Below are 10,770 nucleotides of genomic sequence, written 5' to 3'. Positions count from 1 at the left end.
TGGATAGTACTGTGTGGGCCCTCACACCCGCCAGTCGGTCTCAGGTGCCGGGCGAAACATAGGCCGCGTGGACCTGCTCCCAGCAGGGGTAAAAATCGTCCCACCAGTGCTGCCAGTCCACGGCCCTGCCCTCCAGCGCCTCGGCCAGGTGGTCCAGGTGCACGTGCCAGCCGGCCAGCGACATCAGCACCACGTCCTGCGGCACCGCAATGACATTCGTGAAGACCAGCCGGGTACCGGCGCCGCTGGGCGTGAGCTCCACCCGGATGGTGCCATGCATGGCGTTGCTGATTTCCAGGACCTGCGGCGCTGCGGCTTCCAGGACGCGCCCGTTCCACCAATCGGTTTCGATGCCGTGGCCCTCGTCCTTGACGTTGAGCCATTTGAGGTCAAAGGACGATCCCGTCCGGGCCCGGCCTCGCACCCTGCACCACCACAGCTCGGTGTTGGCGGGCTCCGTCAGCATGGCCCACACCTCCCCCGGCGCGGCCGCGTAGTTGCGGGCGAGGGTCAGCTTGACCTGTCCGCCGTCCAGTGTCTCGACGGTGCCCGGCGCAAAACGGGCCATGTCCTTGTTCAGGCGGCCGTTGTCCGGACGGTCTTGCTGCCGTCCGGCCTTGTCAGTGTGGCTGTTCGATCCCATCACACCATTCTTTCACCGTCCCGCACCGTTGAGGTTGGAGATCATGACGCCGCGAGGAACGAGCGGGCGTCATGATCTCCAACCTCAACGGGGCACCGGGGCACCGGGGCAACGGGGCGTCACACGATCGCGGAGATGCCCGTGATGGCGCGCCCGGCGATGAGGGTGTTGACCTCGTGCGAGCCCTCGTACGTGTAGATGGCCTCGGCGTCGGCAAAGATCTTGGCCATGCGGTAATCGGTGACAATGCCGTTGCCGCCCAGGATGGACCTGCCCATCGCCACGGTCTCGCGCATGGCCGCCGTGGTGTGCGCCTTGGCCAGCGCCACCTGCGCCATCGTGGCGTCGCCGTCCCCGTCACGGTCCTGCAGCGCGGCAAGGCGCACCATCATGGCCAGCGAGGCCGTCGCGTTGCCGAGCATCTTCACCAGCTGGCCCTGGACCAGCTGGAAGGACGCCAGCGGCCTGCCAAACTGGTGGCGTTCGACGGCGTAGGCCCGGGCCACGTCGAAGGCCGCCAGCTGCTGCCCCACGGCCTGCCATGCGACGGAAATCCGCGAGGCGCGCAGGAGTTTGTTCGTGTCGCCGAACGAGCCGATGCCGCTGAAGCGGTCGCGCTCCTCCACGCGCACGTCATCGAGCAGGATGTCCGCGTTTTGGACGGTCCGCAGCGCGATCTTGTGCTCGATCCTGGTCCGCGTCACACCCGGCAGGGACGCGTCCAGGATGAAGCCGCGCACCTGCCCGGTGTCGGCATCCTTGGCCCAAAGCAGCATGTGGTTGCAGAACGTCCCGTTGCCGATCCAGCGCTTGGCGCCGTTGAGCACCCAGGAGGTGCCGGCGTCGTCCACCACCTTGCGGGCGGTGGTGACCATGCCGCCGGCCACGTCGCTGCCGTGGCCAGGCTCCGTCAGGGCGAAGGCGCCCGTGGTGCGCAGGGCGACGGCGTCCGCCAGCAGCCGCTCCTTCTGGTCCTCGGAGCCAAAGTCGATCAGGGCCTGGACAAAGAGGTCGTGGTGGACCAGGAAGAACGTGGCCAGCGAGGTGTCCGCGCGCGTCATCTCCGCCACCACCAGGCCGGTGAACAGGTGGCTGAAGTGGCGCCGGTCCGGGGCGGCGAGCCCCAGCGCGGCGATCTGCGGCAGGATGTGGGCCGGGAACTCGGCGTCGTTCCACCAGTCCACGGCGTGCGGGGCAACCTCGGCGGCCAGAAACTCGCGCAGCTGCGCCAGCTTGGCCGCCTCCCCGGCGGTGAGCAGGGATTCGACGTCGTAAAAGTCCGCCTCGGGAAGGTCCGTCACTTGGGCGCCATCCGGATGGCGCCGTCGAGCCGGATGGTTTCGCCGTTGAGCATGGCGTTGGCGGTGATGTGCTCCACCAGCGCGGCGTATTCGGCCGGCTTGCCCAGGCGCGATGGGTGCGGCACCTGCTGCCCCAGCGAATCCTGCGCGGCCTGCGGCAGCCCGGCCAGCATGGGCGTTTCGAAAATGCCCGGCGCGATGGTCATGACGCGGATCAGGGAGCGCGCCAGTTCGCGGGCCAGGGGCAGGGTCATGGCCGCGACGGCGCCCTTGGACGCGGCGTAGGCGGGCTGGCCGATCTGCCCGTCGAAGGCGGCCACGGAGGCGGTGTTGACGATGACGCCGCGCTCGGGGCCGAACTCGCCGTCGAGCTGCTGGGCCGCGGCCATGGCCTCAGCGCAGAGACGGACCACGTTGAAGGTGCCGACCAGGTTGACCTGGACCACGCGGCTGAACTGCTCCAGGGGCAGGACGCCCTCACGGCCCAGCACCTTGCCCGGCGTCGCGATTCCCGCGCAGTTGACCGCGATGCGCAGCGTGCCGAGTCCGGCCGCCGCCTCGATGGCCGCGCGCACCTGGCCTTCGTCGGTCACGTCCGCCGGAACAAATACGGCCCGCTCCCCCAGTTCCGCCGCCAGCTCCGCACCGCTGGAGCTGGGCAGGTCCACCAGCACGACGCCGGCCCCCGCCGCGTGCAGGCGCCTCGCCGTGGCGGCGCCCAGGCCGGAGGCGCCGCCGGTGACGAGCGCAACGGTGCCGTTGTTTGAAATGTCCATGTTTCCTCCTCGTTGAGGTCCGCCGGGCCGCTGCCGGGCTGCCAAACTGCGTTAATGCATACTAACTGAAATCCAGAGGCCCCACGGCAAACAGTACGCTGTGTACATGACGGGCAACAGCGGGCGGCACGGGGCCGGAGGCCCGGCCGGCGGGGGCCAGCCAGCCGATTGGGGCATGCTCGCCGCCGCGGCGGCGGGCGCCGTGCACGCACGCTTTGGCCACCGGCTCATGCGGCTGCCCGGCACGTGGATCGGCGCCGTTGCCAGCCCTCCTGCCCAGGCACCGGCCCCGTGGTCGGAGTGGCACTACTGGTGGCAGGCCCACTACCTCGATGCCGTGGTGGATGCGGGATTCCGCGGCCTGCGCGGGGGCAACCGGGACGCCGCCGCACAAGACCTGGCACGGGGAAGGGCGCTGCTGCGCGGCATCATGGTCCGCAACTTTGGCCGCTTCCCCAATTTTTACTACGACGACATGGCCTGGCTGGCCCTGGCCGCCGGCCGGCTCGACCAGCTTTCGCGGGCGGCCGCGGGCAGGCCTGCAACGCTCGCCGGCCTTGCCTCCTCCACGCTCACGGCCCAGCTGCGCGCCGCGCACGACGACGTCCTGGGAGGTGGCCTTTACTGGTCCCGGAAGCGCGACTACAAGAACACTCCCGTGAACGGGCCCGCGGCCCTGCACTTTGCCCGTATCGGCGAACCGAACCGGGGCCGCGCGTTGGCGGACTGGCTGCGCGCGCGGCTGTTCGACGACGCGTCAGGGCTGTACCTGGACGGCCTCCATCCCTCCGCCCGCGGCCCGGAGGTGGAACGCACCATCTACACCTACAACCAGGGGCCTGTCCTGGCCGCCCTGCTGGCACTGGACCATCCCCGGTACGCGGAACAGGCGGCGGAACTGGTGGCCGCAATCGAACGGCGGCTGGCCACCGGAGGCGGCGGTCTGCGGCTGGAACCGGGCGCGGACGGCAGCCTGTTCACCGGCATCCTGTGCCGGTACCTGGCCGTCTCCGCGGGGGACCGGCGGCTGCCCGCCCCGGCGCGCACCACGGCGGCGCGGCTGGTCCGGGACACGGCCGGCGAACTCGTCGGCGCACCGGAGCCGGGGATGCTGTCCGCCGCCGTGCAGCGCTGGACGGTCTTCGAGGCGGCGGCCGCCCTCGGCAGCTGAGCGCCAGAACCCGCGAAATTCATCCCGCCGACCTTCCCGCAGCACCGTCGGCCGCCACGCCACAAAACAGAGGGGCTGCAGTTTCTGCCACACAGCTCAGGGACGGCGCTTTTGGGGATAGGGGGCGTCCCCGGCCGCCAGCATCTCCACGAAGCGGGCAATCTTCGCGGCCCGGGCCGCCGGGGCCTTCACCGTGGTGGTCCGGTAGATCAGGGCGTAGCGGTTCACGGCCGTCAGGACATTGAACATGGCCTGCGCCCGCGGATTGTCCGCGATGGCCGCGGCGAGGTCTGCCGGGACCTCCGCCGCCGACTGGCCCGCGTAGGCTGCCTCCCAGCGGCCGTCGGCCTTGGCAGCGTCGACGGCGGCCTGCCCGGCAGCTTCGAGCAGTCCAGCGGCGGCAAGCCGCTCAATGTTGCCGATGTTGTTCTTCGACCATTTGCTGGTCCGCGTGCGCGGCGTGAACCGCGTAAGGTAGCTGCCGGCGTCGCGCCTGCCGATGACGCCGTCAATCCAGCCAAAACAGAGTGCCCCATCGAGGGCGCCGGCGTAGTCCAGCGCCGTGACGGTGCCACCCTTTTTGTGCAGCACCAGCCGGACTCCCGGGCTCGACGCGTGGTGTTCGGCCAGCCAGGCCCGCCACGACCCCGCGTCCGGCAGCAGAAGTTCGGGCAGCTCGATCATGGCTTTACCCTAACTTTGGTAGCGTGGGGGCACCACCACCGTCGGAGAAAAATGCTGCGAGTGCGCCCCATCCTGTTCACGTCCAGGCCGGACCGTTGGACCGCCCTGCTCACCGCGCTGGGCCTGGCCTGCACGGAGGACCACGGCGGCTGGCGCGTCTTTGGCTCCGGCAACGGCAAGGTGGGCCTGCACCGGGTCGCCCCGGGCAGCGAGGACGACGGCGTGACGCGGCTGGGCTTTGAAATCCGCGAACGCGAGGTTTTTGTCCGCCGCACCCTTGCCGACGGCACGCGGGCCGAGCTGGTCGAATCCGACCACGGCCCCTCAGCACGCGTCACGGCCCCTGACGGCTTCAGCTTCCTGGCCGACCCAGTCGCGGATGCCGCGGACCTCGCGGATGCCGCGGACGACCCCGGAGACGCGGGGCCCGGGAACGGCACCCGGGGACATCGAGCCCCCGGGCGGCTCACGGTGGTCCAGCTGTGGCGCACGCCGGAGCCGGATGGTGCCCGGAAGGTGCTTGCGGACATCGGCGCCCGCCCCGTCCCGCCGCGCACTGACGGCCACGCCGCCTTCCGCGCCAAGAACGGCGGCCTGGTGGTTGTGCAGCCCAGGCCGGCATCCGGCGTCGTGCCGGCCCTGGAGTACGACGGCGACCTCGCCGCCCTCGGCGCCCGCCTCACCTCCCAGGGGGTGCCGGCTGCACCGGACCGCGGCGCCCTGTCGGTGCAAACCCCGGACGGCACCTTGCGGATCATGGCGGACGGGGCCGCGTGGACGTGAGCGGAAGCTGGCCGGGGCGTTCATGCGGTAGAACTGTTACATGAGCGTCCGTACCCCTGATCCGTATCCCGGCTGGCTGTCCGAAGAGGACCTGTACGAAGCCAGGAACCGGCTTCCCATGGTTTATGTGGAGGCCGTGCCGGTGCGCCTGGACCCCCTGGGCTATGTCAACGAGGTGGGCCTGCTGCTGCAGGCCGACGAGAACGGCAGCATGGTGCGCACGCTGGTGTCCGGGCGCGTCCTTTACCGGGAAACCATCCGCGCCGCGTTGATCAGGCACATTGAAAAGGACCTGGGCGCCCTGGCGTTCCCGCAGCTGCCCGTCAGCCCCGTCCCGTTCACGGTGGCAGAATACCTTCCCTCTCCGTCGCAAACCGGATTCACGGACGAGCGGCAGCACGCCGTCGCCCTCGCCTACGTCATCCCGGTGACCGGCGAATGCGAGCCGCGGCAGGATGCCTTGGAGCTGACGTGGATGACGCCGGAGGAAGTGCTCAGTCCGGGCGTGCAGGCGGAGTTTGCGGGAGGCCGCGGCGCGCTGGTCCGTCAGGCAATCTCCTACGCCGGGCTGGGGCGCTAGACACCGCCCTAGGCCGGGCCGGGGACGCTGAACACCGCCCCCGGCCGTTGGCGTGCTGGCCCCTTCCTTGGAAGCGGCGTAGATTACGATGCATGGACACGACCCAGCCTTCAGTCCTTGTCAACGCCGACGCCGAACAGGTGTGGCTCATGCTGCGTGAACCTGCCAGGACCGCCCAGTGGCACGGCTGGGAAATGGAAGGCCTGGCCGACGAGATCCGCCAGATCTACCACGACGACGTCAAGGAAAGCCCCGACCACCTCCGCCTGGAGTTGAGCATGGGGGACGTCTTCACCCTTGTTCCCCGCCCCGACGGCACCTTGGTGACCATGAAACGCGGGACGGCCACCGGAGAATGGGCCAAGTACGAATCCGACATCACCGAGGGCTGGAGCATCTTTCTCCAGCAGCTTCGGTTCGCGCTCGAACGCCATCCGCATACACCGCGCCGCACCGTCTTCGTGGACGGCACCAGCGCCGCGCACACCAACCTTTGGGACGCACTGGGCATTGACACCGGCTGGCTCCCCGACCCGGGGGAGCCCTACGAGGTCACGCTCACCACGGGCGCCACGCTCACCGGCAAGGTCTGGTACCGCACCGACACCCAGCTGGGCCTGACCGTGGCGGACTACGCCGAGCATGGCGACGGGCTGCTCATTCTGGCCCAGCAGGCCGCCGTCGACGGCCTGCGGGATCATCCCGGCGCCCAGGTCATCGCCTCGACGTATGGCCTGGGCGCGTCCGCCCTGGAGGCCATCGGCGCCCAGTGGGACACCTTCATGGAAACCCACTTTCCGGACGCGTAGGGCGCCAGGTACAGCGAAAAGGCAAGGGAACGACGCCGGCCAGCGGGCCGGCGTCGTTCCCTTGCCTTTTCCCCTGGAGCCGGAAGGGCTAAATGACCGGCCCGGGCGTGTCCACCGACCTGGCCGCGAACGCCCGGACCTCGGGATCGTCCTCGTCGGCACCGTAGTCGGAGGCCCTAGTGATGTCCTTACCGTCCGGAACCTTCAGCGCACGCAGCACCAGCGTCACCACCAGGGCCACCACGGCGTTCAGGACAAACGCCGTGACGGCGATGTACACCTTGGTGTTCGTGCCCGGAATGGCGGCAATGGATCCGCCAAAGTGCGCGTGCGTGACGGGGTTGACCACGCTGTACGCGGTCCACGTGCCGTACACGATGCCCACGGCCCAGCCGGCAAACAGCGCCCACTTGTGGAACCAGCGCGTATAGAGGCCGGCCACAATCGCCGGGAACGTCTGCAGGATCCAGATGCCGCCCAGCAGCTGCATGTTGATGGCCGCCGAGGCGTCCAGGCCGATGACAAATATCAAGGCACCGAATTTCACCACCAGGGAGGCCAGCTTGGAGACCTTGGCCTCCTGCCGCGGCGTCGCGTCCTTCCTGAAGAGGTCCCTGTAGATGTTGCGGGTAAACAGATTGGCGGCCGCGATGGACATGATGGCGGCGGGCACCAGGGCGCCCACGGCAATGGCTGCCAGTGCGACACCGGCAAACCAGGACGGGAAGTTGTCCAGGAACAGCTGCGGCACCACCAGCTGCGGGTTGATGGTCTTGCCGTTCAGCTCCACAGGATGGGTTCCGGCGGCGATGGCCACGTAGCCCAGCAGCGCCAGGAAGCCGAGCACCAGGGAGTACAGCGGCAGCACGGCGGCGTTCTTGCGGATGGTGTTGCGGCTCTTCGTGGCCAGCACGCCCGTGATGGAGTGTGGGTACATGAAAAGCGCCATGGCCGAGCCCAGCGCCAGCGTCGCGTAGGCCGCGTAGCTGTCCGCGCCCGGGATGAACGGGCCGGGGACCTTGCCTGTGGCCGGGTTCACGGTGGTCATCTTTTCCTGGGCTGCGCCGAAGATGTGCTCCCAACCGCCAAATTTCGACGGCAGGTAGATGATGGCAACGATGACGGCCAGGTAGATCAGCACGTCCTTGACGACGGCGATCATGGCCGGGGCGCGCAGTCCCGAGGTGTACGTGTAAACCGCGAGCACCACAAAGGCGACAATCAGCGGCAGGTCGTTGAGGAACCAGTTGCCTGGATTGCCCACGCCCAGCACAGTCAGCACCGACTTGATGCCCACCAGCTGCAGGGCAATGTAGGGCATGGTGGCGATGATGCCCGTCAGGGCGATGGCGAGCGTCAGGGGCCTGCTGCCGTAGCGCCCACCCACAAAGTCGGCCGTCGTGACAAAACCGTGCCGCTTGGACACCGACCACAGACGGGCCATCAGCAGGAACACGATCGGGTACAGCACGATCGTGTAGGGGACAGCGAAGAAGCCGCTCACGGAACCGGCCGCCCACATGGCCGCCGGCACCGCCACGAACGTATACGCCGTGTACAAGTCGCCGCCGAGCAGGAACCACGTAATCCAGGAACCAAACTTCCGCCCGCCCAGGCCCCACTCGTCCAGCGAGTGCAGCCCGTCCGTTCCGCCGCTGCGCCAACGGGCAGCATAGAACCCCAGGATGCCCACCAGGACAAACAGGACTATGACGACGACGAGGGCCGTCACGTTGATCCCCCGCGTTGCCGTCGGCGCCGCGGCCAGCACGCCCGTCAGGTTCCCCAGCGCGGCGCTCACTTGGCCTCACCGCCGGCGTCGTGCCTGCCATGGTGACCGGGCTCCGGCCGCACGGCGGCGCGGCGGCGCTTGTCCTCGGCCGTCAACAGCCAGTAGGAGATCCCGATCAGGATGGCGCAAATGGGCACCCACATCATCTGGTACCAGTAGAAGAAGGGGAAGCCGAACAGACGCGGGCCGTCCTTGGCATACATGGGAACCACCAGCGGCATGATGATGGCAGCCGCCAGGAGAACACCGCTGATGACGTACGGCAGGGGTTTCGCCGGGCCTCGCGTGGGGGAATCGTGGGTGATGTTCGTTGCGGACATGAGCAGCTCCTTCGGGCTCTGAAGTCCTTGATGGTTCTTGTCTCGTTCATGGTAAGGACCACGACCGAGCGACCGGTAGGTTATGGGCGAAAGTATTTTCGCGTGTCGCAGCCCACTCCCCGTTGAAGTTCGAGATAATCCCCACGCCCTCCCACCACTCGCAAGCTCGAGGCGGGCCCCTCGGGCGCGTGGGCCCAACGCCCTCCCGCCACTCGCAAGCTCGAGGCGGGCCCCTCGGGCGCGTGGGCCCAACGCCCTCCCGCCACTCGCAAGCTCGAGGCGGGCCCCTCGGGCGCGTGGGCCCAACGCCCTCCCACCACTCGCACCACGGCTTTTCCACCGGCGGAGGGCGTGGGCGGCAAACACTGGCAAAATGGAGACCATGCCTTCCCCCGTAGCCAGCACCGACCTGCTCACCACCGCGCCAACCGCGCCCCACGGCATTCCCGGCCGGCCGGCGTCCCAGGGCGAGTTTGGTTTCCAGCTGGGTGCCCGGCTGCGTGAGCGCTGTGCGCCGTCGGGCGCCGCCGTCGAACTTAATGGGGGAGAATTCCAGGGCCGCACCGGCGTCATCACCACCCCGCACGGCGCCATCAAGACCCCGGCGTTCATCGCCGTCGGCACCAAGGCCACCGTGAAATCCGTGCTGCCGGAGTCCATGGCGGAGCTCGGCGCCCAGGCGCTGCTCTCCAACGCCTACCACCTGTACCTGCAGCCCGGCGCGGACATCCTGGACGAGGCAGGCGGCCTGGGAAAGTTCATGAACTGGTCCGGCCCCACGTTCACGGACAGCGGCGGATTCCAGGTCATGTCCCTGGGCTCGGGCTTCAAAAAGGTCATCAACATGGACGCCGCGGCCGCCTCCCCGCATGCCGGCGCGGACGATTCCGTGGCCGTGGGCAAGGAGCGGCTGGCGCACATCGACGACGACGGCGTCTGGTTCAAGTCGCACCTGAACGGGGACATGCACCGCTTCACCCCGGAGGTGTCGATGCAGGTCCAGCACCAGATCGGCGCGGACATCATGTTCGCCTTCGACGAGCTGACCACGCTGCTGAACTCGCGCGGCTACCAGGAAATGTCGCTGGAGCGCACCCGCCTGTGGGCGCAACGCTGCATCGCCGAGCATTTCCGGCTCACGGAGGACCGGGCGGGCAAGCCGTACCAGGCGTTGTTTGGCGTGATCCAGGGCGCCCAGTACGAGGACCTGCGCCGGAAGGCCTCCCGCGATTTGGGCTCCATGGACTTTGACGGTTATGGGATCGGCGGGGCGCTGGAGAAGGAAAACCTCGGCACCATCGTGCGCTGGTGCGCGGAGGAACTGCCCGAGGACAAGCCGCGCCACCTGCTGGGCATCTCCGAACCCGACGACATTTTCACGGCCATCGAGAACGGGGCGGACACCTTTGACTGCGTCTCCCCCACGCGCGTGGCCCGTACCTCGGCGTTTTACACCCCGGACGGCCGGTTCAACCTGTCCGGCGCCCGCTTCAAGCGAGACTTTGCGCCCCTCGTGGACGGCTGCGACTGCTACGCATGCGCCAACTACAGCCGCGCCTACATCCACCACCTGTTCAAGGCCAAGGAGATGGTGTCCGCCACCCTGGTGTCGATCCACAACGAACGCTTTGTGGTGAAAATGGTCGACGACGCCCGGCTCGCCATCGAGGACGGCACGTTCTTCGATTTCAAGGCCGAGACGCTGCGGCGCTACTACGCGAACCGGTAGGCCGCAGGAGCTCCTGGCCCGGTCGCGCAGGGCCTGAAAGACATATTCATCCAAGTCAAAGGTGGTCAGGACCACGACGGCGGACGCGGTGTGCGCCGCGGCAAGCCGCCGGACGGCCTCCAGCCCGTCCATGAACGGCATCCTGATGTCCATAAGGACGACGTCGGGATGCAGTTGCGCTG

General features: G+C 68.5%; 11 protein-coding genes and 1 pseudogene. 5 read left to right on the top strand and 7 right to left on the bottom strand.

Annotated elements, in window-relative coordinates; all coding sequences use genetic code 11:
• Positions 1 to 40 precede the first annotated feature (40 nt).
• The 3 genes from DMB86_RS04415 to DMB86_RS04405 form a co-directional block, all read right to left on the bottom strand.
• Complete coding sequence (locus tag DMB86_RS04415; protein WP_113716721.1) at positions 41 to 643, bottom strand: SRPBCC domain-containing protein; 603 nt, start codon at positions 641 to 643, stop codon at positions 41 to 43.
• A gap of 119 nt (positions 644 to 762) precedes the next feature.
• On the bottom strand, positions 763 to 1,944 hold the full coding sequence (locus tag DMB86_RS04410) for an acyl-CoA dehydrogenase family protein (protein WP_113716720.1): 1,182 nt from the start codon (positions 1,942 to 1,944) through the stop codon (positions 763 to 765).
• Positions 1,941 to 2,720, bottom strand: a complete 780-nt coding sequence (locus DMB86_RS04405) for a 3-hydroxyacyl-CoA dehydrogenase (protein ID WP_113716719.1) — start codon at positions 2,718 to 2,720, stop codon at positions 1,941 to 1,943. The genes DMB86_RS04410 and DMB86_RS04405 overlap by 4 nt, the downstream gene beginning before the upstream one ends.
• A gap of 106 nt (positions 2,721 to 2,826) precedes the next feature.
• Here DMB86_RS04405 and DMB86_RS04400 point away from each other — a divergent pair, with 106 nt between their 5' ends.
• Positions 2,827 to 3,891: a glycoside hydrolase family 76 protein gene (locus DMB86_RS04400; RefSeq protein ID WP_113719334.1), complete on the top strand. Its 1,065-nt coding sequence runs from the start codon at positions 2,827 to 2,829 to the stop codon at positions 3,889 to 3,891.
• Positions 3,892 to 3,987: 96 nt separating this feature from the next.
• Here the strand turns inward: DMB86_RS04400 and DMB86_RS04395 are convergent, their stop codons facing one another.
• Positions 3,988 to 4,575 (bottom strand): YdeI/OmpD-associated family protein, encoded by a 588-nt coding sequence (locus DMB86_RS04395; protein ID WP_113716718.1) that lies wholly within the window; start codon positions 4,573 to 4,575, stop codon positions 3,988 to 3,990.
• Between the two features lie 51 nt (positions 4,576 to 4,626).
• On the opposite strand from DMB86_RS04395, the gene DMB86_RS04390 reads away from it, so the two are divergent.
• The 3 genes from DMB86_RS04390 to DMB86_RS04380 all read left to right on the top strand — a co-directional run bounded on the left by DMB86_RS04390 (position 4,627) and on the right by DMB86_RS04380 (position 6,747).
• Complete coding sequence (locus DMB86_RS04390) at positions 4,627 to 5,358, top strand: VOC family protein (protein WP_113716717.1); 732 nt, start codon at positions 4,627 to 4,629, stop codon at positions 5,356 to 5,358.
• Positions 5,359 to 5,398: 40 nt separating this feature from the next.
• Complete coding sequence (locus tag DMB86_RS04385) at positions 5,399 to 5,938, top strand: NUDIX hydrolase family protein (RefSeq protein ID WP_113716716.1); 540 nt, start codon at positions 5,399 to 5,401, stop codon at positions 5,936 to 5,938.
• Positions 5,939 to 6,030: 92 nt separating this feature from the next.
• Positions 6,031 to 6,747: an SRPBCC family protein gene (locus DMB86_RS04380; protein ID WP_113716715.1), complete on the top strand. Its 717-nt coding sequence runs from the start codon at positions 6,031 to 6,033 to the stop codon at positions 6,745 to 6,747.
• An 88-nt stretch (positions 6,748 to 6,835) separates the two neighbouring features.
• Here DMB86_RS04380 and mctP read toward each other — a convergent pair whose 3' ends face one another.
• The gene (gene mctP, locus DMB86_RS04375; RefSeq protein ID WP_269467410.1) at positions 6,836 to 8,548 is read right to left on the bottom strand and encodes a monocarboxylate uptake permease MctP; all 1,713 of its coding nucleotides are present in this window, start codon (positions 8,546 to 8,548) and stop codon (positions 6,836 to 6,838) included.
• The gene (locus tag DMB86_RS04370; protein ID WP_113716714.1) at positions 8,545 to 8,859 is read right to left on the bottom strand and encodes a DUF3311 domain-containing protein; all 315 of its coding nucleotides are present in this window, start codon (positions 8,857 to 8,859) and stop codon (positions 8,545 to 8,547) included. Before DMB86_RS04370 ends, mctP begins: the two co-directional genes overlap by 4 nt.
• A gap of 373 nt (positions 8,860 to 9,232) precedes the next feature.
• Here DMB86_RS04370 and tgt point away from each other — a divergent pair, with 373 nt between their 5' ends.
• Entirely contained in the window at positions 9,233 to 10,588 is a 1,356-nt protein-coding gene (gene tgt / locus DMB86_RS04365; RefSeq protein WP_418202300.1) for a tRNA guanosine(34) transglycosylase Tgt, read from the top strand.
• A 75-nt stretch (positions 10,589 to 10,663) separates the two neighbouring features.
• Here the strand turns inward: tgt and DMB86_RS21315 are convergent.
• Positions 10,664 to 10,741: pseudogene (locus DMB86_RS21315) on the bottom strand (DNA-binding response regulator); the annotation flags it as partial.
• Positions 10,742 to 10,770 lie beyond the last annotated feature (29 nt).

The organism is Arthrobacter dokdonellae (genome assembly GCF_003268655.1).
Taxonomy (GTDB): domain Bacteria; phylum Actinomycetota; class Actinomycetes; order Actinomycetales; family Micrococcaceae; genus Specibacter; species Specibacter dokdonellae.
The sequence above is the reverse complement of the archived record's forward strand: the minus strand, read 5'-3'. Positions and strand labels throughout refer to the sequence as shown.

Excerpts from the sequence above, each read along its gene's own strand:
- DMB86_RS04415 (WP_113716721.1), bottom strand. The coding sequence starts at position 643 with ATGGGATCGAACAGCCACACTGACAAGGCCGGACGGCAGCAAGACCGT.
- DMB86_RS04405 (WP_113716719.1), bottom strand. The coding sequence starts at position 2,720 with ATGGACATTTCAAACAACGGCACCGTTGCGCTCGTCACCGGCGGCGCC.
- DMB86_RS04400 (WP_113719334.1), top strand. The coding sequence starts at position 2,827 with ATGACGGGCAACAGCGGGCGGCACGGGGCCGGAGGCCCGGCCGGCGGG.
- DMB86_RS04395 (WP_113716718.1), bottom strand. The coding sequence starts at position 4,575 with ATGATCGAGCTGCCCGAACTTCTGCTGCCGGACGCGGGGTCGTGGCGG.
- DMB86_RS04390 (WP_113716717.1), top strand. The coding sequence starts at position 4,627 with ATGCTGCGAGTGCGCCCCATCCTGTTCACGTCCAGGCCGGACCGTTGG.
- DMB86_RS04385 (WP_113716716.1), top strand. The coding sequence starts at position 5,399 with ATGAGCGTCCGTACCCCTGATCCGTATCCCGGCTGGCTGTCCGAAGAG.
- DMB86_RS04380 (WP_113716715.1), top strand. The coding sequence starts at position 6,031 with ATGGACACGACCCAGCCTTCAGTCCTTGTCAACGCCGACGCCGAACAG.
- DMB86_RS04370 (WP_113716714.1), bottom strand. The coding sequence starts at position 8,859 with ATGTCCGCAACGAACATCACCCACGATTCCCCCACGCGAGGCCCGGCG.
- tgt (WP_418202300.1), top strand. The coding sequence starts at position 9,233 with ATGGAGACCATGCCTTCCCCCGTAGCCAGCACCGACCTGCTCACCACC.